The sequence below is a fragment of the Agrobacterium sp. V1 genome (genome assembly GCF_030518355.1).
GTDB classification, from domain to species: domain Bacteria; phylum Pseudomonadota; class Alphaproteobacteria; order Rhizobiales; family Rhizobiaceae; genus Agrobacterium; species Agrobacterium cucumeris.
This window is the reverse complement of sequence record NZ_JAULSF010000003.1, coordinates 22381-45078: the sequence shown is the minus strand read 5'-3', so window position 1 is coordinate 45078 and position 22698 is coordinate 22381. Positions and strand designations below refer to the sequence as shown.

16 protein-coding genes and 1 pseudogene are annotated in these 22698 nt (G+C 59.2%); 16 read left to right on the top strand and 1 reads right to left on the bottom strand.

Annotation, left to right across the window (positions count from 1 at the left end; translation table 11 throughout):
* Window positions 1-103 precede the first annotated feature (103 nt).
* The 11 genes from QSV77_RS23755 to QSV77_RS23705 all read left to right on the top strand — a co-directional run bounded on the left by QSV77_RS23755 (window position 104) and on the right by QSV77_RS23705 (window position 14273).
* A complete protein-coding gene (locus QSV77_RS23755; protein ID WP_302735335.1) occupies window positions 104-1105 on the top strand; it encodes an MsnO8 family LLM class oxidoreductase in 1002 nt (333 codons plus the stop codon).
* Window positions 1106-1134: 29 nt separating this feature from the next.
* The gene (locus QSV77_RS23750; protein WP_302735334.1) at window positions 1135-2772 is read left to right on the top strand and encodes an ABC transporter substrate-binding protein; all 1638 of its coding nucleotides are present in this window, start codon (window positions 1135-1137) and stop codon (window positions 2770-2772) included.
* 34 nt (window positions 2773-2806) lie between these two features.
* The gene (locus QSV77_RS23745) at window positions 2807-4429 is read left to right on the top strand and encodes an ABC transporter substrate-binding protein (protein WP_302735333.1); all 1623 of its coding nucleotides are present in this window, start codon (window positions 2807-2809) and stop codon (window positions 4427-4429) included.
* Between the two features lie 40 nt (window positions 4430-4469).
* Window positions 4470-5486 (top strand): ABC transporter permease, encoded by a 1017-nt coding sequence (locus QSV77_RS23740; RefSeq protein ID WP_302735332.1) that lies wholly within the window; start codon window positions 4470-4472, stop codon window positions 5484-5486.
* On the top strand, window positions 5483-6355 hold the full coding sequence (locus tag QSV77_RS23735) for an ABC transporter permease (protein WP_302735331.1): 873 nt from the start codon (window positions 5483-5485) through the stop codon (window positions 6353-6355). Before QSV77_RS23740 ends, QSV77_RS23735 begins: the two co-directional genes overlap by 4 nt.
* Complete coding sequence (locus tag QSV77_RS23730) at window positions 6352-7998, top strand: ABC transporter ATP-binding protein (RefSeq protein WP_302735330.1); 1647 nt, start codon at window positions 6352-6354, stop codon at window positions 7996-7998. Before QSV77_RS23735 ends, QSV77_RS23730 begins: the two co-directional genes overlap by 4 nt.
* A gap of 60 nt (window positions 7999-8058) precedes the next feature.
* Window positions 8059-9381 carry an NtaA/DmoA family FMN-dependent monooxygenase gene (locus QSV77_RS23725; protein WP_302735329.1) on the top strand — a complete coding sequence of 441 codons (1323 nt, stop codon included), beginning with the start codon at window positions 8059-8061 and terminating at the stop codon, window positions 9379-9381.
* Window positions 9382-9580: 199 nt separating this feature from the next.
* Window positions 9581-10588 carry a sugar ABC transporter substrate-binding protein gene (locus QSV77_RS23720; protein WP_302735328.1) on the top strand — a complete coding sequence of 336 codons (1008 nt, stop codon included), beginning with the start codon at window positions 9581-9583 and terminating at the stop codon, window positions 10586-10588.
* 89 nt (window positions 10589-10677) lie between these two features.
* Window positions 10678-12237 carry a sugar ABC transporter ATP-binding protein gene (locus QSV77_RS23715; RefSeq protein WP_302735327.1) on the top strand — a complete coding sequence of 520 codons (1560 nt, stop codon included), beginning with the start codon at window positions 10678-10680 and terminating at the stop codon, window positions 12235-12237.
* Between the two features lie 49 nt (window positions 12238-12286).
* The gene (locus tag QSV77_RS23710; RefSeq protein ID WP_302735326.1) at window positions 12287-13270 is read left to right on the top strand and encodes an ABC transporter permease; all 984 of its coding nucleotides are present in this window, start codon (window positions 12287-12289) and stop codon (window positions 13268-13270) included.
* A gap of 52 nt (window positions 13271-13322) precedes the next feature.
* Window positions 13323-14273, top strand: coding sequence for an ABC transporter permease (locus QSV77_RS23705; RefSeq protein ID WP_302735530.1), 951 nt, complete (start codon window positions 13323-13325; stop codon window positions 14271-14273).
* Window positions 14274-14359: 86 nt separating this feature from the next.
* Here QSV77_RS23705 and QSV77_RS23700 read toward each other — a convergent pair whose 3' ends face one another.
* Window positions 14360-15778 carry an LLM class flavin-dependent oxidoreductase gene (locus QSV77_RS23700; protein WP_302735325.1) on the bottom strand — a complete coding sequence of 473 codons (1419 nt, stop codon included), beginning with the start codon at window positions 15776-15778 and terminating at the stop codon, window positions 14360-14362.
* Window positions 15779-16085: 307 nt separating this feature from the next.
* Between QSV77_RS23700 and QSV77_RS23695 the strand changes: the two genes are divergently transcribed.
* From QSV77_RS23695 to mgrA, 5 genes and pseudogenes are all read left to right on the top strand, one after another.
* On the top strand, window positions 16086-17516 hold the full coding sequence (locus QSV77_RS23695; RefSeq protein ID WP_302735324.1) for an FAD/NAD(P)-binding protein: 1431 nt from the start codon (window positions 16086-16088) through the stop codon (window positions 17514-17516).
* Window positions 17517-17563: 47 nt separating this feature from the next.
* Window positions 17564-18733, top strand: coding sequence for an FMNH2-dependent alkanesulfonate monooxygenase (ssuD, locus tag QSV77_RS23690; protein ID WP_302735323.1), 1170 nt, complete (start codon window positions 17564-17566; stop codon window positions 18731-18733).
* Window positions 18734-18962: 229 nt separating this feature from the next.
* Window positions 18963-20231: an SfnB family sulfur acquisition oxidoreductase gene (locus QSV77_RS23685; RefSeq protein ID WP_302735322.1), complete on the top strand. Its 1269-nt coding sequence runs from the start codon at window positions 18963-18965 to the stop codon at window positions 20229-20231.
* A gap of 10 nt (window positions 20232-20241) precedes the next feature.
* The gene (locus QSV77_RS23680) at window positions 20242-21504 is read left to right on the top strand and encodes an SfnB family sulfur acquisition oxidoreductase (RefSeq protein ID WP_302735321.1); all 1263 of its coding nucleotides are present in this window, start codon (window positions 20242-20244) and stop codon (window positions 21502-21504) included.
* A gap of 88 nt (window positions 21505-21592) precedes the next feature.
* Window positions 21593-22636, top strand: a pseudogene (gene mgrA / locus QSV77_RS23675) (L-glyceraldehyde 3-phosphate reductase).
* Window positions 22637-22698 lie beyond the last annotated feature (62 nt).

Genomic DNA, 22698 nt, shown 5'->3' with positions numbered 1-22698 from the left:
CTTTTATTGTGCAACTGAATAAGGAAATATCATTGCTCGATTAATTACATCACTAAAAATATAGATTTTATCAAATCAATTACAGGTTCCTCAGGGAGTATCGATGACCTTTGGTTTGAGTTTTCTCGACAAGAGCCCTATCCATCAGGATGAGAGTGCCACGGCGGCGCTGCGGCGCACTGTTGCGCTTGCACAAAAAGCCGAAGCACATGGCTTCCGCCGCTTCTGGGTTGCCGAGCATCATAACTCGCCGAAGCTGGCGAGCTCGTCTCCAGAAGTGCTGATCGGCTTCCTGTTGGCCCAGACACAGCGGATCAATATCGGCTCCGGCGGCGTCATGCTGCAGCACTATAGCGCCTATAAGGTCGCCGAAAACTTCAAGCTGCTTTCCGCTCTTGCGCCCGATCGTGTGGATCTCGGCATCGGCAAGGCGCCGGGCGGACTTCCGCTGTCAACGCGTGCCCTTCAGGGCGCCTATGATCCGGCGCGCAAGCCCTCCTTCGAAAGGCAGCTTGAGGATCTCGACCGGTTTGTCCGTGACGAAAAGGCAGACAACGGGGATGAAGACAAGCTTGCAGCCTACCCCCTGCCGCCTTCGCCGCCAAACCGCTTCCTGCTGGGGGCGAGCCCGGAAAGTGCCCGGCTTGCCGGCAGGTTGGGATGGAACTTCGTTTACGCCGGCCACATCCATGGCAGGGAGTCCGCGATTTCCGAGGCGCTGAACGCGTTCAGGGAAGCGGGCGGCAAATATGCGGCTCTGGCGGTCGCCGTGGTGGTTGCGGAAACCGACCAGGCTGCGGACGCGCTTCCGGTCGAAGGTCGCCGCTTTCGTGTCGAGATCGAGGGTGGACAGGGTGTGAATGTCGGAAGTGAGGAGCAGGCGCTGGAATATGTCCGTCAGGCAGGCGCCACGCATTATCGCATCGAAGAGCGCAGCCCACTGATCCTTCGCGGCTCCCCTTCCACGGTCCGTGCCGCATTGCTTCGGCTTCATCAACATCACGGCATCGACGAGTTCATCGTGGAGTGCCCTGTTTCCGAAGGCGCGCACCGCCTGAAGACGATCGAATATCTGGCTGCGGCCAACCGCGCACTCGCCGCGTGATGGCAGGCGTCGGGCACAGGGGATTGGATATGGTAACCAGACGTCATTTCATTCTGGCAACGAGTGCCGCAGCGATTTTTGCCAGCAGCCGGGTCGCTTTCGGTGCCGGAGATGCCACGCAGACGCCAACAAGCGGCGGTTCGCTGACCTGGGCTGTGGAGACCGAGCCGAGCACGCTCAACCCGCATCTGAACGGGCAGGCCAAGGCAAAGCTCATTCTGCGCAATGCTTATGAATCGCTTCTGGCCCGCACGCCTGATGGCGGTTATGCGCCATGGCTGGCCAGGAGCTATTCTATCTCCGATGATGGCAGGCAGTATACGTTCACACTGCGCGACGACGTGACCTTCAGCGATGGCGAAAAGTTCAATGCTGCCGCCGTCGCGCTCAACTTCACCAAGCTGAAAGAACCGACCTATTCCGGCAGCATCAGTGCCGGTCATCTCTCCCATGTTACCGAAGCGCTGGCAGTGGATGACCATACGGTCGTGATCAAGCTCGGGCGCGTCTATGCGCCTTTCCTTGACGGTGCCTCGGGAATTGAAATCCTGTCGCCGCGGGCGTTCTCTTCACCGCAACTCAAATCCGGCGGTTCGGGTATCGCCGGTACCGGCCCGTTTGTCCTCGACCGTTACGTCAAGGGCCAGGAAATCCGCTTCGTCAAGAATCCCGGCTACGACTGGGCGCCGGCGACCGCCGGTCATCAGGGGCCAGCCTATCTAGATGAGGTGATCTATCGGTTCCTACCGGAATCGGCCGTGCGCAGCGGGGCTCTCTCTTCCGGGCAGGTGCAGGTGATCGAGGGGATCCCAGGTAACGATGCCGGTCTCTTCCGGGACGACTCGGAATTTTCCTATCAGACGGCCATCAATACCGGCACGCCCTATACGCTCTATCTTAACGTCAATCAGCAGCCGACCGCCGACCTCAAAGTGCGCAAAGCGTTCCAGGCGGCGGTGGACGTGGACCAGATACTGCAGGCAGTCTATCGCGGCGAGCGTCAGCGTGCCTGGGGTATTCTTACCCCGGCGGATACGGATTTTTACGACAAGAGTATCGAAAAGGCTTACGGCTTCGACCCCAAGCTTGCTAACAGCCTGCTTGACGAAGCCGGCTGGTCCGCCCGCGATGGCGATGGTTTCCGCGTGAAGGACGGCAAGCGATTGACGATCGAGGTCGTACAATCGCAATCGACCGTGCGTGACCAGCGCGACATTCTTCTGCAGGCGGTACAGGCGCAGGTTCGCCAGCATGCCGGTATTGATCTCGCTTTGCAGTATGTCGATGCGGGGACCTATTCGAGCCGTCAGAAAGACGGTCAGTACGGCATCATTCCGAACTCGACCACGACACAGGAAAACGGCGTCACCATCTATTTCCACTATCGGCCACGCGACAAGGGCGGATCCATCAATTACAGCCGCACGGAAGCGCCGGAAATATCCGCCTGGCTGGACGAGGCCGCATCCACGCTCGATCAGAAAAAGCGCTTCGATATCTACGCGAAACTGCAGCGCTATGCGCTTGTGGAGCAAGCCCTCGGTCTGCCGCTTTATGTGCCCGATGACCAGATCGCGGCCGCAGTCGCGGTCAAGGGCGTCGGCTTCAGACCTTTCAAACGCCTTCCCGACAACGCCTACGATATCTGGCTTCAGCAGAACGCCTGATCTGTCGGTCATTCATTTTTTATGGAGTTTAAGCATGCTTAATCGCAGACAGTTCGTTCTTGCCGGCACCGCGTTGCTGGCAATCTCGGCCTTCCCGGTCCTTTCCCTGGCGGAAGAAACCAAGCCGGTCAGTGGCGGCACATTGACCTGGGGTGTGGAGACCGAACCGGCGACGCTCAATCCGCAACTGAACGGTCAGGACAAGACCAAGCTGCTGCTGCGAAACGCCTATGAATCGCTGCTGGCGCGAACGGCGGACGGTGGATATGTGCCGTGGCTTGCAACGGGCTATAGCATTTCCGAGGACGGCAAGACCTATACGTTCAAGCTGCGCGACGACATTACCTTCACCGACGGCCAGAAATTCGACGCGCAGGCTGTCATCGCCAATTTCGAAAAACTCAAAGATCCGGCTTATTCCGGCAGCGTTAGCGCCGGCCCGGTGTCGCGTATTGGCGAGCTTAAGGCCATCGACGGCCATACGGTATCCTTCACGCTGAAAGATATATACGCGCCCTTCCTCGATTTTGTCGCCGGCCTTGAAATCCTCTCGCCGACTGCTTTTTCGTCGTCGCAAATCAAGTCCGGTGGACCGGAAGTTGCCGGAACCGGTCCTTTCATTCTCAAGCGTTACGTCAAGGGCCAGGAAATCCAGTTCGAAAAGAACCCGGCTTATAATTGGGCGCCAAAGACCGCCAAACATCAGGGCCCAGCCTATCTCGACCAGATAACCTATCGGTTCCTTCCGGAATCCTCGGTAAGGACCGGTGCCCTGACCTCCGGACAGCTTGATGTGATCGAAGGGATTTCGGGCAACGACGCCGCACTCTTCAAGGACAATGCGGACTTCACCTATCAGACGGCGCTCAATACCGGCACGCCATACTCGCTTTTCCTCAATGTCACCTGGGGTCCGACGCAGGATGTGAAGGTGCGCAAGGCACTCCTCGCCTCGGTCGATATCGACAGGATTCTGCAGGCCGTCTATCGCGGCGAACGCACACGCGCTTGGGGCATCACGTCGCCGATTGATCCCCAATTCTATGACAAGAGCATTGAGAAGACCTATGGGGCAGATGCAGGCCTGGCCAACAGGCTGCTGGATGAGGCGGGCTGGAGCGAAAAGGATGCGGACGGGTTTCGGATCAAGGACGGCAAGCGCCTGACCATCGATGTCGTGCAGGCACAAGCGACCGTGCGCGACCAGCGCGACGTTCTCTTGCAAGCTTTGCAGGCGCAGGCGCGACAGGTGGCGGGTATCGATCTTGCCATTAACTATGTCGACGCCGGCACTTACACCGATCGACGCAAGACCGGCCAGTTCGGGTCGATCGCCAACTCCAACACGCCGACGGACGCGATCGATATCGAATACCATTATCTGCCGCTTCAGAAGGGTGGCACCATCAACTACAGCCGCGCTGAAGCGCCCGAACTGGCGCAGTGGCTGAACGAGGCGGCATCGACTCTCGATCAGAAAAAGCGTTTCGAGATTTATGCAAAGCTGCAGCGTTTTGCGATCCTCGATCAGGCTTACGCCATTCCGCTCTACGAGCCCGAAGACCAGGTTGCCGCCGCAAATTATGTGAAGGGCATTACCTTCCGGCCGTTCAAGCAATTGCCGGAAAATGCCTATGACCTGTGGCGCAGCGAGTAATTTTTACGGCTGGTGAAGATAACAACGGAAGGTGGACGCCATGACCGCTGATAACGTGACATCGCTTGGCCAGGCGCCAGCGTCCTTTTTCCGTCGTCGGCGCTTCCGGCGGCAAAGCGGCCTGCTATTGCAGGTTCTCGGCCGCGTCGGCTCCGGCATACTTGTCCTGTGGGCAGCGGTGACCCTGAGTTTCATCAGCATACAGCTTGCACCCGGAGATATTGTCAGCCTGTTGATCGGCGAACAGATCCGCACCCCGGAAATCGAAGCCGCCATCCGTTCGGAATGGGGACTGGATCAGTCCATCCCCGAGCAATATCTCGCTTATCTGACGCGATTGCTGCACGGTGATTTCGGCCGTTCCTATATCCTGCAAACCGATATATCGAGCCTCGTCACAACGCAGATGCTGCCGACCCTGAAGCTGACAGCCGCCGCGCTTGCAGTGGCCATCATCTTCGCCGTTGCGAGCGCCGTTTTAACCGCCGGCAAACCCGTCGCGCGCGGCATTGCAGGCGGTCTTGAGCTGACCCTGATTTCCACGCCGACATTCTGGCTGGGTATCCTGCTGCTTTACATCTTTTCATTCACGTTCAAAATCTTCCCGGTCTCCGGAGACCGCAACCTGTCGGCGCTGGTGCTTCCGGCGCTGTCACTGGGCCTGTCGCTGGGGGCCGTCCTCGGCCAGGTGCTGCGGGAAGGTCTGGAGCGCGCGCTTGAGGAGCCCTTTGCGCTGACCGTTCGCAGCTGGGGCGCCAGCAATCTCGTCCTCAGGCTGCGTCACGGTTTGCGCCATGCCGCGCTGCCGACCGTGACCCTTGCGGGCTGGCTGGTCGGCAATCTCCTGTCCGGCGCCGTCATCACCGAAGCGGTATTCGGGCGGCCAGGGCTCGGGCGGATCACGGTTGATGCCGTTCTTGCCCATGATATGCCGGTTGTGCTGGCGGTCGCCATCCTTTCCGCGCTCATCTACGTGCTGATGAGCACGCTCGTGGATATTCTGTACCTTTTGCTTGATCCCCGATTGCGCAATGAGGGCGGGAGGACGAGGTCATGAGCATTTCCTACGATGCTCCGGTGTCTGCAACCGGTCGTTCGCGGCAGGTGGTAGCGGCGCTGCTTACAAGGCCGGCGCTCACTCTTTCATCGTTGTTCCTGCTTTTTGTGGCGGTGGCAACCATATGGCCGCATCTTGTGACCGCCGCCGATCCCCTTCTGGCAGACCCGCTTAAGGCGCAGCTGCCGCCTTCAGTCGAACATTGGTTCGGAACCGATCATCTGGGCCGTGATGTCTTTTCACGGGTTGTCTATGGCGCCCGTTATTCGATCCTGATCGGCGTCAGCGCTATCGCCATCGCCGCGCTGGCCGGTTCCGTTCTCGGGCTTGTTGCCGGTCTGGCACGCGGGGCAATCGACGAACTCATATCGCGGTTTCTCGATGTCGTATCGTCCTTTCCGGATTTGCTCCTGGCGTTGGTGCTTATCTCGTTTACCGGGCCGGGAACGGTCAATCTGATCTTCGCACTCGGTGTGGCTTCCGTACCGCGTTTTGCCCGCGTCGTGCGCGCGCAGACATTCGTCATTGCGAGAAGCGGTTATGTTGAGCAGGCGAAAACCTTTGGCCTCAGCCGCTTCACGCTGGTCACCCGGCACATCCTGCCACATGCGATAGCCCAGGTTCCCATTCTGGCGACGATCGGCCTCGGCTCGACCATTATTCAGGCGGCGGGCCTGAGCTTTCTGGGCATGGGGCCGCAGCCGCCGACGCCGGAATGGGGTGCAATGCTGGCGGAGGCGCGCAACTATCTGCGTGTCGCGTGGTGGATCGGTATCTGGCCGGGCCTTGCCATCACACTCACCGTCATCGCCATCAGCATTCTTGGAAAGCGCTGGCAGTTCGCATTTGAAGGCAGGAGGCAGGCATGACGCCGCTGGTGGAAGTGCGTAATCTGAAGATCGGTTTTGCGCAGGGGAACCGCGAAAATACCGTTGTGCACGGGATCGATATTGCCATCCACCGCGGCGAGACCGTTGCGCTTGTCGGGGAATCCGGTTCGGGAAAATCGGTCACGGCCCGTTCCTTGATCGGGCTTGCCGGAAATACCGCCAGGGTGACGGCGGACAGATTCGAGATAGCAGGGGAAAATGTGCTCGGCCATCGCGAAGCTGACTGGCGGCGTCTCCGCGGGCAGAAGATCGGTTTCGTCTTGCAGGACGCGCTGGTTTCTCTCGATCCGTTGCGCCGTATTTCGCAGCAGCTTTCGGACGCCGCGGGTCGCCGGACGCTGTTTTCCTGCGCGCCTGAAGGTTTTGACAGCCACGCGCTGCTGCAATCGGTCGGCATTCCCGATCCCGTCCGGCGCTTGCGGCAATATCCCCACCAGCTCTCTGGTGGATTGCGACAGCGCGCCTTGATCGCGACAGCGATCGCTCGCAATCCGTCGCTGCTGATCGCCGATGAGCCAACCACAGCGCTTGATGCGACAGTGCAGAAGCAAATTCTTGACCTTTTGGCCGAACGCCGGAAAGCCGGGCACACATTGTTATTGATCAGCCATGACCTAGCCGTGGTTTCGCGCCTTGCCGACCGGGTTCTCGTGATGAACGAGGGTCGGATCGTCGAGGAAGGGGCAACACAAGAGTTGCTGCATCGGCCGAAGCATCCATATACGCGGCAATTGCTTGATGCCGTGCCCTCGGCTGGATCGAAAGGCTATCGGCTTTCGGCAACGGTCTCGCCGCCGGTCGAAGGTAAGGGAACGCCGGTTGCGGAGCGTGTGCCGCTGCCGCCGAGGACGGTCCATCCCGGCAGGCACGTGCTGTCAGTGCACAATCTCGTCAAGCATTACGGCGGGCTGGAAAATGCGCCTGTCGTCAATGATGTATCCTTCGATCTTTCGGCGGGGCAAGCACTCGGTATCGTGGGTGAGTCCGGCTCTGGAAAAACCACTGTGGCCAAAATGGTCCTCGGGCTGGTTGAACCCGAACAGGGCGAGGTTTTCATCGAGGGGCAGCCGTGGAGCAATATCGCGGAAAGCTTGCGCAGATCCCGCCGCAGCAGCATGCAACTGATCGCCCAGGACGCCTTCAGTTCGTTTGATCCGCGTTATACGGTCGAAAAGATCGTTGGCGAGAGCCTCGATGTTACCGGCCTTCGCGGGGCCGAGCGTCGAGACCGTGTGCTGGAGGTTCTCGAAGCCGTCCGGCTGGGCGGTGATTTTCTCACCCGTTATCCCCGCGAGCTTTCAGGCGGGCAGCGTCAGCGCGTGGCTATCGCCAGGGCATTCGCTCCACGTCCGCGCCTTCTCGTCGCCGACGAGCCGGTGAGCGCGCTCGATGTTTCCGTCCAGGCCCAGGTTCTCGATCTCCTGGCGGAACTCCAGGCGGCCTCCGGCACGTCGCTGCTGTTCATCTCCCATGATCTCGGCGTCGTGCGTCACCTGACGGACCGGGTGCTGGTGATGAAGGACGGCCGGGTCGTCGAAAGTGGCGAGGTTGACGAGGTATTTTCCGCTCCACGGCACGGTTACACGAGAAAACTGATCGATGCCGTTCCTGCGCTTGCATGAAACCGCCGTTTGCCTGCCATCCGGCAAGAAACACGAACCAGCATTGAAGAGGAAACGATCATGGCGCTGACCCGCCCCCGACGTCTGAAAACACTCACCGGTGCCAGCAGCGTGGTTGCCGCATCGAACGACCCCGTTGCGACAACCGGCATCAAACGCGCGGTGGAGCTGGCGAAAAAGGCCGAAGCCGAGAAAATCACCGGGCTGTTCACCGCTGATCTTCTCCATATCGATCCTGCCGGACTTGCGGGTACTGCCGGTATTCAGGAACCGATCGTGACCCTGTCGGCGCTTAGTCAGGCGACATCGCGGATCGGTTTGATTGCCACCATTTCCACCACGTTCCACCACCCCTATAATCTTGCTCGCCAGATCGGCACGCTGGATCATCTCAGCGGCGGTCGCGCCGGCTGGAACGCGGTTACCTCTTCGGTGGGCGAAGAGAATTTCGGTGAGCAGTTGCCGAGCCCGGAAGAGCGCTACGAGCGAGCGGCGGAGTTCATCGAAATCGTCAATGCCCTTTACGATGCCAACGAGCGGGATGCGGCCCAGCGCAAAGCCTCCGGCGCAGTCGCGGTGGATCCCGCCAAATTCCACCCGATCGACTATAAGGGACGATATTTCAACGTGCAGGGACCGCTCAATGTCCCGCCCCTGCCGCAGGGCCGGGCCGTGCTGTTTCAGGCGGGCCAATCGGAAGCGGGTATTACCGTTGGCGCCCGTTATGCCGAGGTCGTCTATACGTCGCAGCCGCGTTTCGAAGATGCCGTTACCTTCGCGACCGAACTGCGCCGCCGTGCAACAGCTTTCGGTCGTGCCGGCGGCCTGCCTTTCATCATGAATTCCTTCCATTCGGTCATTGGCGAATCCGATGCGGATGTCGCACGCCGGCTGAAGGAAAAACACGAGCGTATCGACTATGAGCAAGGTCGCCTGAAACTCGCTGATATGCTGGGTGGCGACCTCGACCTGTCCGAGCTGCCGCTGGATCAGCCTCTGCCGGATACGTTGCTGCCTGATGTGACGAGCATCAACCGCCGGCGCGGCCGGGTGGAGGTGTTCCGCAGATACGCCAAACAGGGACTGTCATTGCGCGAGCTGATTATCCAGGCGCAGGAAACCGGACATTGGTCGGTGGCGGGTACACCTGAAAAACTCGCCGACGCCATTGAAGAGCGCTATCGGGCGGGAATTCTCGATGTGCTCTCTCTTCACGGATTTGGCAATCCCGATCAGGAGGATCTGCTGGTCAACGGACTGCTACCGGAACTGCGCCGCCGCGCCATAATCGATACGGATTATATCGGCGACGACTTCCGCACCAATCTGCAGCTTCCGGGATTTTCGACCTCCAACGATGTCATCGGTACACGGACGGCTTAGGTCTTGCGGCAATCAGAACCGGTGGGACAAAGGATAAAAGCCTGATGAAATGAGTTGCGGTTCCGCTTGTTGGCGGAACCCAATCAAACCCATCCGCCGGCTTAAAATTTTTCCCCATCGGCCCGCATTTGGAAAATCCTGTCTGTCGGCGGCAGATTCCATATTTTATTTATGGATTATATCTATTTTGGGGACGCACATGACAGAAGATATTTTCTTTTCCGGGTTCAATCGCCGCAACCTCCTGAAACTGGCGGCGGTCGCTACCGCAGCCGTTGGTACGCAGGCGGTTTCCGGTTCGCGCGCTTTCGCCGAGCAGGAGCTTTCCCTGAAAGGCAAGCGCATCGGCATCAGCGCCACGGGTACGGACCACTTCTTCGATCTGCAGGCCTACAATGCCCAGATCGAGGAAGTGAAGCATCTCGGCGGAGAACCGATCGCGGTTGACGCCAGCCGCAATGACGGCAAGCTGGTGTCGCAGCTCCAGACGCTGATCGCCCAGAAGCCGGATGCGATCGTGCAGCTTCTTGGAACGCTGAGCGTCATCGATCCCTGGCTGAAAAAGGCGCGCGATGCTGGCATTCCCGTCTTCACCATCGATGTCGGCTCGACCAATTCGCTAAACAACGCCACATCGGACAATTGGGGCATCGGCAAGGATCTGGCGCTGCAGCTTGTTTCCGACATCGGAGGTGAAGGTAATATTGTCGTATTCAACGGTTTTTACGGAGTGACGCCCTGCGCTATCCGTTATGACCAGCTCGTCAACGTCACAAAATATTTCCCCAAGGTGAAGATCATCCAGCCGGAACTGCGCGACGTCATTCCGAACACGGTGCAGGATGCCTTTACCCAGATCACCGCAATTCTGAGCAAATATCCGGAAAAGGGCTCGATCAAGGCGATCTGGTCGGCCTGGGATATTCCACAGCTTGGGGCAACGCAGGCGCTGGTTGCGGCGGGCCGTACGGAAATCAAGACCTATGGCGTTGATGGCAGCCCAGAGGTTCTCCAGCTTGTTGCCGATCCCAACTCTCCCGCTGCGGCCGATGTCGCCCAGCAGCCAGCCGAACTCGGCAGAACGGCCATCCGCAATGTCGCGCGTTATCTGGCTGGCGAAACCCTTCCGCGCGAAACCTACGTACCGGCGCTCATCGCCAACAAGGGGAATGTCAGCGAGGTCTCCAAAAAGCTCGGCGTTGGCTGAGGCGTGAACCCGCAAGGCGCGATGCAGCCGCTTCGCGCCTTCCGGCTCTGGTTCGGATGATCTGAACCGCCGTGCATGGAGAATTTGCCGTGGCTGTCGCAACATATCCGGACCATCCGGTCGAGGCTCGCGAGACGGACGACATCATTCGTCTGCGCGATATTACCAAATCCTTTGGCGGTGCCCAGGCTTTGTCCGGTGCATCGCTTGCCGTGCGTCGCGGCACTGTTCATGGTCTTGTCGGCCAGAATGGCGCGGGAAAATCGACCCTCATCAAGTTGCTGGCCGGCTTGCACGGGGCGGATGGCGGTTCAATTGAGATCGATGGACAATCCTACGATCGGTTGACGCCGCATCTCGTGGAAAAGCTCGGCATCCATTTCATCCATCAGGACCGGTTGCTGGTGCCGACATTCACGGTGGGCGAAGCGCTTTTTCTGGCGCGTGAACCGCGGATCAAAGGGACACCGTTTCTTGACCGCACCCTGATGCGCCGTCGTGCCGCCGAGGTGCTTGAGCGCTATTTCGGTTTGCACCTGCCGAATTCGGCGCTGATTTCCGATCTTTCGGCAGCGGAAAAACAGATTATCCAGATCACGCGCGCGCTCATAGACAATCCCAAGGTGCTGGTGTTCGATGAACCCACCGCAGCCCTTGTGCGGCGGGAGGCGGAACTCCTGTTCTCGCTGATCCGGCGGCTGCGGGAGGACGGCATAACGGTGATCTATATCTCGCACTACCTGGGTGAGATCGTCGATATTTGCGACACCGTCACTGTCCTGCGCAATGGCCGTGATGTCGCAACCCTGCCTGTCGCCGATACGTCGGCCGCTGAAATCGGCGCGCTGATGGTGAACCGCGACATTGCCGAACTTTATCCCAAACCCAAGCTTGTTTTGGGGGAGCCGCTCCTGACGGTGGAGGGGCTGTCGCTTCCCGGAAAATATTCGGACGTTGGCTTCACCTTGAGGAAAGGCGAGGTGCTCGGCATGGCCGGACTTGTCGGTTCTGGCGCCAAAGAGGTCATTCGCACTCTTTTCGGGCTGGACACGCCGTCGTCGGGTACAATCGAGGCGGGCGGGCAGACTATATCGGCATCCAGCCCTGCAAGCGCGGCGGCGCGGCGACTGGCGCTCGTTCCGGAAGATCGGCGTCGTGATGGCGTCGCGCTCGACCTCAGCGTTGCTGAAAACACCACTCTTGCCAGTCTTGGGCGTTTTTCCCGCCTTGGCTTCCTCAAAAAGGCAAGCGAGAAGCGGCAGACCCAGGATTTGATCGAACGATTACAGATAAAGACGGAAAGTCCGAACGCGCTGGTCAGAACGCTGTCCGGCGGCAACCAGCAGAAGGTCGCAATTGCGAAGTGGCTGAGCCGCCAGTCGGAAATCTATCTTCTCGATGAACCCTCGGTCGGGGTCGATATCGCCGCCAAGGTCGAGATCTACACGCTGATCGGCGAACTTGTCGAGCGTGGCGCGGGCGTCATCGTGCTGTCGTCTGATATCGAAGAGCTTTTGGGCATAACCGACCGCGTGCTGGTGTTCTTCCGCGGCAGGATCGTGCGCGAATTCACCTCAGCCGCCACACGCCAGGAACAAATTTTATCGGAGGTCACAGGTGCTTCGGACGCCAATATTATCAACGGCTGAAATTGAGACCACCGCGCCTGCCGATATAAAATTCGAAAGGCAAGCACCCTTGCAGCTTCCTTCTGAAAACAGCATCAATCGCGCGTTTGCCACCTTCGTGCTGCGCGGCGGAGCACTTGCGGTTTTCATCGCGGTATTCGCTTTCTTTTCAATTGCAGCGCCGGTTTTCCTGTCGGTAGGCAATATCGGCAACGTGCTGGCGCAATCCGCCATTGGCGGTGTCCTCGCCATCGGACTGACGATTGTGATCATTGCCGGTGGGTCCAATGTGGTCACCGGCGGCATCGATCTGTCGCTTGCGGCCAATATGGGGTTGAGTGCGGCGGTTTACGCGACATTGACGCAGGCCGGATACGGCGATGCGATAGCGGCGGCGGGCGCGCTTGGCACAGGTGCGGCGATTGGCGTGGTGAACGCACTGGCCGTCACGGTTGTCGGCATCGTGCCGTTGCTGGCGACGCTGGCGGTGATGAATGTCGTGGCCGGGCTTGAGCTTGTTCTGACGCAAAATACCGTCATCCCGGCCTCCACCGAGCTTCTCGCAGCACTCTCCGCCAACGGCCCGGCCGGAATACCGGTGCTGGCCTATGTGCTGCTTGTCTTTGCCGGGCTGACGGCGGCCGTGGTGCAATACACCCCTTTTGGGCTGCGTCTCTACGCTGTCGGCGAGTTTCCCGAAGCGGCGCGGGCCGCTGGTCTGCCGGTAAAATCCTTCGTCGCCGGCGCATTCGTGACAAGCGGGCTGTTCGGCGGTTTTGCGGGCATACTTTCGGTCTCCTATCTCAGCGGCAGTACAACCGGTTCCGGTGAAATGCTGCTGCCGGTGGTCGTCACAGCACTTCTGGGCTCGGTCTTTTCACGCCGTCTGGTGCCAACGGTGACCGGCACGCTGCTTTCGGCCCTCTTTGTTGGTTTCCTCGTCAACGGTTTTCAGCTTCTCAACATTTCCAGCACGCTGGTGAGCGGCGTGCAGGGGCTGCTGATCCTGCTTGTCGTGTCCGCCACGACCCTTCTGCGCCGGGAGAACCGCTAATATGTCGTCAGTCGCCATCGCCTCTCCCGATAAAGCCAGACCTTCGTCAATCATGCGCGCTGCCGCGCGCTTTGCCTTACCCTCGGCGCTATTGATCGTTTTTGCCCTGTTCGCAGGGCTTGCACCCGGATTTCTAACCACAACGAACCTCGTCAGCGTGCTGGTCAACAATTTCGTATTGCTGGCAATCGTCTCCATCGCCATGACCTTCGTCGTCGCCTCCGGTGGCATCGATTTGTCCGTGGGCGCGGCGATCGATTTTGCAAGCTTCGCATTCGTGTCGCTGGTCCTTGCCGGGCAACCCGTGGCAATCGCGGCGCTGGCGGGGCTTGCTGCCGGTGCGCTTGTCGGCGTTTTTAACGCTATCCTCATCGCCGGCATCGGCATTTCACCCTTCCTTGCCACACTCGGTACCCTGTTCGTCGGCCGCAGCATCCAGCAATTGCTGACCAATGGCGGCAATCCCGTTTATCTGTCGCCAGCTGGAATTTCCGACGCATTTCGCTTCCTCGGTCGCGGAAATCTGTTCGGCGTCTCCGTTTCGCTGGTCGTCGCGATTGTTGTGATCGTCGTGGCGTGGGTGATCCTGTCCGGCACACGTTTCGGTCGCGTCGTCGTCTCCTCCGGCATTCAGGCGAGTGTCGTGCGCTACTCGGGCATCCGGCTTTCCGGGCACGTGGCGGCAACCTACGTGCTTGCGGGCTTTATCGCCGCCATTGCAGGGCTGATCATTACATCGACGGTTACCGTGTACATCCCTTCTTCCGGCAATGCCTTTCTGCTGAATGCGATCGGCGCCACTTTCATCGGCACGACCCTTGATCCAAGGGGACGTCCGAATGTGCCGGGCACCGTTCTCGGCGTGCTTTTGCTGAGCATCGTCGCCAACGGCCTTCTGCTTTCGGGCTTGAATTTCTACTGGCAGCAGGTCGGCACGGGATTGTTGATCTTTCTTGTCCTGGCCATCGGTTTCGCCAATCGCAAGGCAGCAGCAGGCACATGAGAAACCGCCCCCGCGAAACAGGGGCGGCGCAACTGGATAAAACTTCTGCCTCGCCGTGGGAGTCGCCTGAAAAGCGACAGCCTCGTTCAGATCGCTACGCTCCTTGGTGCCGGGTTGGCTGCTTCAGCTTCTTCCCGTTTAACGGCTTCAATGTCGCGGAATCGATTGGCGGGATGGTTGGTCGCCAGATAATCGCCATCCCCGAAAAGCTTTTCGCGCAGGGTGCCGGGCTTGTAAGCCGTGGGATAGACACCGCGTTTCTGCAGTTCGGGCACGATGTAACCGACCACATCTTCGAAACTGTCCGGCGTCACCGCATAGGCAAGGTTGAAGCCGTCGACATCCGTGTCATCCACCCATTCCTGCAAGATATCGGCAATGCGGGAGGGTGACCCTACGAAGACCGGCCCAAGCCCGCCGATGCCACCGAATTTCGCCAGTTCGTCGATCGTCCAGGATTTGTCGCCGCCGGCGATATGCTCGACAAAGGAGTGTATCGCATTGGTTTCGACCTTTTTCACCTGATCGGTCGGGGCGTATTGGCCGAAATCGATACCACTCCAGCCGGACATGAAGACGAGGGAGCCATCATAGGACACGTAGTCCCGGTACTCTTCGAACTTCTTTTGCGCCTTCTCGTCCGTCTCGTCGGTGATGATGGTCACCAGCGTGTAGATATAGACCTTCTTGGGGTCGCGGCCGGCTTCGGCGACGCGGCGGCGGGTTTCCGCAACGTGCTGTTTCAGGACTGATTTCGTCGGGGCGGCGACGAAGATGCATTCCGCATGGTCGGCGGCAAACGCCTTGCCGGGGCCGGAAGCGCCGGCCTGATAGAGAACTGGTGTGCGTTGCGGTGAGGGTTCGCTCAGGTGGTAACCCGGAACCTCGAAATATTTGCCCTTGTGGCCGATTTCGTGGACCTTGCTGGGATCGGTGAAGATGCGGCGGTCACGATCGCGCAGAACCGCGCCTTCTTCCCAGCTTCCCTCGAAAAGCTTGTAGAGCACTTCGATATATTCGGCGGCGACTTCATAGCGGTTGTCATGACGGCGCAGCCCGCCCTGACCTATATTCTTGGCCCCGCTTTCCAGATAGGAGGTCACGATATTCCAACCGATCCGGCCTTTGCTATGGTGATCGGCAGTCGAAAGCCTGCGGGCGAATGTGTAGGGGTGTTCGAACGAGGTGGAGGCGGTAATGCCGATACCCAGATGCTCGGTTGCGAGCGCGATGGGAGCGGCAAGCTGCAAGGGGTCGTTGACCGGTATCTGTGCGGCCTGATGAAGGGCGTGATAATTGGAACCCTTGTAGACGTCGTAATAACCGATGACATCGGCGATGAAGATGCCGTCGAACACACCGCGTTCAAGCGTGCGCGCCAAATCCTGCCAGTAGTCTAGGTCTTTGTATTTCCATGATTTATCGCGCGGATGCGCCCAGAGGCCGGGCGACTGATGACCGACACAATTCATGTCGAAGGCATTAAAGCGGATCGTTTTGCTCATGCTGAACTCCAAATCTGTCGCGTCCGAGAATAGAGGGGGCATGAACCGGGATACAGTTTCATGATATTTTTTATAGACTAAGAAGAGGAATAAAATTGCGCGTTGACCGGAGTAGGCAACAGCCCCGTCTCAACAGCTTTGGCAAGCGTGGAATAGGCGCCGGAATAAAAACGGTGCCGCCCGACAGGCGTCGCGGATGAATTTTTCGCCCCACCCGCGAAAATTGGAAGTTCGTAAGGCTACTAAATCGACAAATCTTGTAGATTTTCCGTGCAGGCCGTGTGCCGACGAAATCACATGAGTTGAAATGTCAGTTAACCGAAAGATTGCCATTGTCGCCATTATTGGCGGTGGATTTAGCGGGGCAGCGATTGCTGCTCATCTCCACCGCGCAGCGGCGGCGTTGGAAGATTTGCGGATTATCGTGTTCGAGCCAAGAGCGACGCTGGGCGCCGGGCTCGCCTATTCCACGCTGGAGCCTGCCAACAGGATCAACGTGCCGGCCGGGCGGATGACGCTTTATCCCGACGATCTGGACAGTTTCATCCACTATCTCGAGAGAACGAACGCTTTGGCAGACGATGCGGCGGCGGTGTTCCCGGATGGCCAGGCCTATCCGCAGCGCAGGGTGTTCGGTGCCTATGTTGCCGCCGAGATCGCTCCTTTGTTGGCGGCTGGCATCGTTCAGCACAGGCGCAGCACGGTGGAACATGTGGTCCGCCATGCGGATGGCTGGGAACTGCGCACAGCGGAAGGTGCCAGTCATGTGGCGGATGTCGTGGTGGTGGCCACCAGTCATCCGCCACCGGCGCTTCCGCAGGTGCTGAAACCTCTCGCCGGTCATCCCAAACTGGTGGCTGATGTGAATGCGGAGGCGGCGCTGGAAAACATCACGGCACAAGACCGTGTTCTGATTGTCGGCAATGGCCTGACCGCTGCGGATGCGTTCGCCGCGCTTAAGCGACGTGGCCATCATGGGCCAGTCGTTTCGCTGTCGCGCCGTGGCCTGCGGTCCCGCGGTCACCCGGTACTGGCGCAGGAACCTTTCGGCGATTTTATCGATCCGCCGTCCCGGCGCGCATCGGAATTGCTGCGCCGTATCCGCGCAGCGCTGCGGACGTCACAAGCCGGCGGCGCGACGTGGCATGGCGTTTTGGACGCCGTTCGCCTGCAGGGGCGTGACATATGGCGCAATCTTCCCCTCGTCGAACGGCGCAGGGTGGTGCGGTGGCTGCGGCCTTTTTGGGATGCACATCGGTTCAGGATCGCGCCACAGGTGGAGACGCTTCTCGACGATGCAATCGTTTCGGGCCAGTTGCAGATCGTCGCCGGGTCGCTTGTGTCGGCCCAGGCTGACGAAAGCGGTTCATTGCATGTCGATTGGCGGCAGCGTGGCAAAAAAGACGTCACGGGGATCGACGTCGATGCGGTCATCGTGACGACCGGCCCCGCCCATGGTGGGATTTTGAGATCGCAGACCTTTCTTTCCGATCTGGAACAGGCGGGTCTTTTGACCCTCTGCCCAACCGGGCTCGGCATCCATTGCAATGAGCGATCACGCGCCATCGACAGCCACGGACAGGCCACCGAAACGCTGCTGATCGGCGGTCCGCTGGCGCGCGGAACCTTCGGGGAACTGATGGGCCTGCCGCAGGTCACCGAACACGCAATTTACGTGGCAGAGGAGATCGCGGGCAGTCTCGTTTCAGCGGCACGGCCCCAGCTTGAATCGAATTGACGCATGGCTCTGGAGCCGGCGGGAGACAACACGAAAGGACAAGCCAGATGGCGAAAACAGACGCTCCACTTGATTTTTTATGGTTCATCCCGTCATCCGGTGACGGTTCCTATCTCGGCTCGGACGATCTGTCTCGCCCCTCCGATCCCGGATATTTCCGCGAAATCGCGCAGGCGGCGGATCGGCTCGGTTATTCCGGCGTTCTCATTCCCACTGGCGTCGCCTGTGAGGAATCTTTCATTCTTGCGGCCAATCTTGCGGCTTATACCGAAAAGCTGAAATTCCTCGTCGCCATCCGTCCGGGCGTTGCTTCGCCGGCCTATTATGCCAGGCTGGCTTCCACCCTCGACCGGGTTTCCCATGGCCGGCTGCTCCTCAACATCGTGGTCGGCGGCAGCCAGCAGGAACTGGCGGGCGACGGTATTTTTTTGCCTCATGATGAGCGTTACGATCACGCCGACGAGTTTTTTCAGGTGTTCAATTCACTGATCGAAACCGGCAGGGCAAGCCTCGACGGCAAATACATCAAGGCGCATGAAGCAAGGCTCGGCCTGCCGCCGCTGCAGGAACCGCGCCCGCCGATTTATTTCGGCGGCTCTTCCGATGCCGGCATCGAGTTTTCGGCCGGAATCACCGACAAATATCTGACCTGGGGCGAGCCGCCGGCGCAGGTGGCGGAAAAAATCACCAAGGTTCGCGCCGCTGCCGCCAAAAAGGGCCGGGAAGTTACTTTCGGTATCCGCCTGCATTTCATCGTTCGTGAAACCGACGAGGAAGCCTGGGCCGATGCCGACAGGCTGATTTCGAAGCTTTCCGATGAGACCATCGCTTCCGCCCAGGAAGTTTTCTCCAAGGCGTCGGATTCCGTCGGACAGGCGCGAATGCAGGCGTTGCACAATGGCAGACGTGACAAGCTGGAAGTCTCCCCGAATCTGTGGGCGGGCATCGGGCTTGTCCGTTCGGGTGCCGGTACGGCGCTGGTCGGTTCGCCGAAGACGGTTGCCGCGCGGCTGCGGGAATATCAGGCATTGGGCATCGATACCGTCATCGCGTCGGGTTATCCGCATCTGGAAGAGGCCTATCGCATATCCGAGTTGCTGTTTCCGGAAATCGGGCTTGGCGGGCTGCGAGACCAGATCCGCTCTTCCTTCGGCACGAAACAGGTTTTCGGCGGTGGCGGACACGGTGGCAACGTCAAGGTTGCATCAGGCTCATGAGCAAAATGACTGGCGGGAAAAACGTTTCCCGCCAGTCGGCAAGGGAGAGGCTTCAATACATATTTCAGTCATTTCAACGCTCCGGACCGTTAACGCGGTCTTCTGTTTTTTCCGGAAAACGGAGAAAAACCTTCTCCCTTTTAGAATATAAAAAACATAGAATTACTGTTCACTAGCGATCCTTGTGCGATGCTCACGCCAACCATTCACAGCGTTTGCGAGGCGTCCCATGGGCACGATTTCCGAGACCAAGATCGACTATAGTGTTCATCCGCGTGTCAATTCCACCGACCCGATTGCGCCTCGGCCGCGCCCGGCAAAGCTCGCACATATCGTTTCGTCGGACGCCGAAGCGATAGAGATCGCGCAGCGGCTGGCGGAAAAATTCAAGGTTGGCGCAGCCCTGCGTGACCGTGAAGGCCTGTTGCCGATCGATGAGCTGGACGAATATTCCCAGAGCGGTCTCTGGAGCATCAATGTTCCCAAGGCCTATGGCGGGCCGGAAGTGTCTTACGCGACGCTTGCGAAGGTCATTGCCACGATCGCTGCGGCCGATCCCGCGATTGCCCAGATCACCCAGAACCATCTGGCAATCGTTGCCACCGTCGATCTGGACGGCACGGAAGACCAGAAAAAGCTGTTTTTCGGCTGGGCGCTTCAGGGCATTCGTTACGGCAACGCCTTTTCCGAGTTGAAGAGCAAGACCGTCGCCGATTTCGAGACGAAAGTGGTCCATGACGGCGACAGCGTCATCGTCAATGGCGAGAAATTTTATACGACCGGAGCCCTTCTCGCGCATATCGTGCCGATTGTCGCCCTAGATGAAACGGGGCAGGGATATCTCGTTTTCGCCGACCGTGACGCCCAGGGCCTGACGGTGACCAACAACTGGTCGAGCTTTGGCCAGCGCACCACGGCATCGGGATCGGTGAAGATCGAAAATGTCCGCGTTCCCAAGGAGCGGGCGGTAAAGGTCACCTCTTTCGATCACCCCACCGTCGGCGGCCCGGTCTCGCAGATCATCCAGTCGGCGATCGACGTCGGCATCGCGCGCGGTACGATCGAAGATACCATCACCTTCATTGGCAAACATAGCCGTCCCTGGCTCGACAGCGGCAAGCAGACGGCGGGGGAAGACCTGTTCACCATCGCCGCCATCGGCGACCTGAAAATCCGTCTGCATGCCGCCGAGGCGCTTCTTGAAATTGCCGGTCACAGCATCGATGCAGCAAAGCGGAACACGACGCTGGAAACCGTTTCGGAAGCGACGATCAAAACCGGGGAATCGAAGGTTCTGACCACCGAAATCGCTATTCTTGCAACCAACAAGCTTTTCGAACTTGCCGGCACCCGTTCGACGCTTGCCGAACATGGGCTGGACCGGCACTGGCGAAATGCCCGTGTCCACACCCTGCATGATCCGGTGCGGTGGAAATATTTCCATGTCGGAAACTATTATCTGAACGGCGCGCATCCCCCGCGCCATGCCTGGAATTGAGGCCGTTTCCATGACAACGACTGACCGAAAGCTGCATCGCGAGGCCGCGTTGACCTCGGGAAAACCTGCGCCACATATCCCGCCGCGCCGGACGAAGGCTCACATCATAAGGGACGATGCCGAGGCTATTGCCGTTGCGCAGGAGCTTGCGCGCGGTTTCGCCGCCGGAGCGGCGGAACGCGACAGGGAGCGGCGGTTGCCGCTCGCCGAAATCGAGCGTTTCTCGCAAAGCGGGTTGTGGGCCATCACCGTGCCGAAAGACCATGGCGGTGCCGGTGTTTCAGCCGTAACGCTTGCGGAAGTGACCGCGATCATTTCCGCCGCCGATGGCAGCATCGGGCAAATTCCGCAAAACCATTTCTACATGGTCGAGGCCTTGCGGCTTGCCGGCAGCGAAGAGCAGAAACGGCGTTATTTTAAGCGCATACTCGACGGAGACCGGCTGGGCAATGCCTTCACCGAAATCGGCACGAAAACCCCGGTCGATTACAAGACGCATTTTGCCGAGCGGGATGGCAGGCTGCTGCTGAACGGACAGAAGTTCTATTCCACCGGTTCTCTGTTTGCCCACATCATCGTTGTCGTCGCCAAGGGGCCGGATGGGCGGGTGAACATCGTCTTTATCGATCGCGCAACGGCTGGGCTTTCGCTGGTCGACGACTGGACGTCCTTCGGCCAGCGCACGACAGGCAGCGGCACTGTCACCTTCGACGATGTTGAAATCACGCCGTTCCAGATCGTGGATCACGATGTCGTCTTCGAGCGGCCGACGGCAATGGGACCATTTGCGCAGATCATTCACGCTGCGGTTCAGGTCGGCATTGCACGCGGTGCTCTCGCGGAAACGATCTCCTATGTTCGCGCCCATGCCCGCCCATTTTTCGAGCTGAGCATCGAGCACGGTTATGAAGACCCGCACACCATCCATGCCGTTGGGGACGTTTCCATCCGCGTGCACGCGGCCGACGCGCTTCTCGCAAGAGCCGGCCGCATCCTCGATAGTGCGAGTGCGGCACCGGACGAAAAATCGGTGGCTGCGGCCTCCATCGCGGTGGCGGAGGTTAAGTCGCTCGGTACGGAAGCGGCTCAACTTGCGTCTACGAAGCTCATAGAACTCGGCGGGGCGCGCTCCACGCTGGAAAGCTATGGGCTCGACCGTTTTTGGCGCAATGCCAGAACGCATTCGCTGCATGATCCCGTCCGCTGGAAATACCACCATATCGGCAATTTCTATCTGAACGGCACGCTGCCGCCGCGTCACGGGGCCATCTAGCGTCCGGTTTCAAATCACAAATTTCTCACCCGAACCGGCGATCACCGATCGTCGGACGACCAGTCAACGCCACCAGGAAACAGCGCCCATGACGTACCATCCAGATTCCAACCGCTATGAAGATGCCACCTTCCGCCGTGTCGGGCGCAGCGGCCTGAAACTGCCGGCGATTTCCTTCGGCCTCTGGCACAATTTCGGTGATACGACGCCGCTCGAAACCCAACGCTCCATTCTTTTCAAGGCTTTCGATCTCGGCATCACCCATTTCGACCTCGCCAATAATTACGGCCCGCCCGCCGGCAGCGCCGAGGCGAATTTTGGCCATATATTGAAACAGGATTTCGCCAATTACCGCGATGAACTGATCATCTCCACCAAGGCCGGTTAGGACATGTGGCCCGGTCCCTATGGGCGTGGCGGCGGCTCGAAAAAGTCGCTGCTTTCCAGCCTCGATCAAAGCCTGACGCGGCTGGGGCTGGACTATGTCGATATTTTCTACTCGCACCGTTTCGACGCGGAAACGCCGTTGGAAGAAACCGCCGACGCATTGGCGCAGACTGTTCGCCAGGGCAAGGCGCTTTATGTCGGCGTCTCGTCCTATTCCGGCGCCAAGACGCGGGAAATCGCGGCGCTGCTGCAAGAGCGCGGCGTGCCGCTGCTCATCAACCAGCCTGCCTATAATCTCTTCAATCGCTGGGTCGAAAAAGACCTGCTTGACGCGACTGACGAGGTGGGCGCAGGCATTATCGCCTTCACGCCGCTGGCGCAGGGATTGTTGACCAATAAATATCTGAACGGCGTGCCGCAGGATGCGCGCGTCAATCGCCCGGGCGGGGATTTCCTGCGGCCGGAGCATCTGAAGCAGGAAAATATCGAGCGTGCGCGCGCGCTCAACGAAATCGCCAGAAATCGTGGCCAATCGCTGGCGCAGCTGGCCATTGCCTGGGTCTTGCGCGACAAACGCGTCACCTCGGCGCTGATCGGCGCAAGCTCGGCCAAACAGGTTGAGGAAAACGTTGCGGCGCTCAATAATCCGTATTTCACGGCGGAAGAATTGGCGGAAATCGACCTTCACGCCGTAGAAGGTGGCATCAACCTGTGGGAAAAACCGTCTCACGACGAAGCGGTCTGATCCCGCTGCTTAAAAGGAAATCGCCCGGTCTTCCCGGGCGATTTTTCGTTTATATCACACTG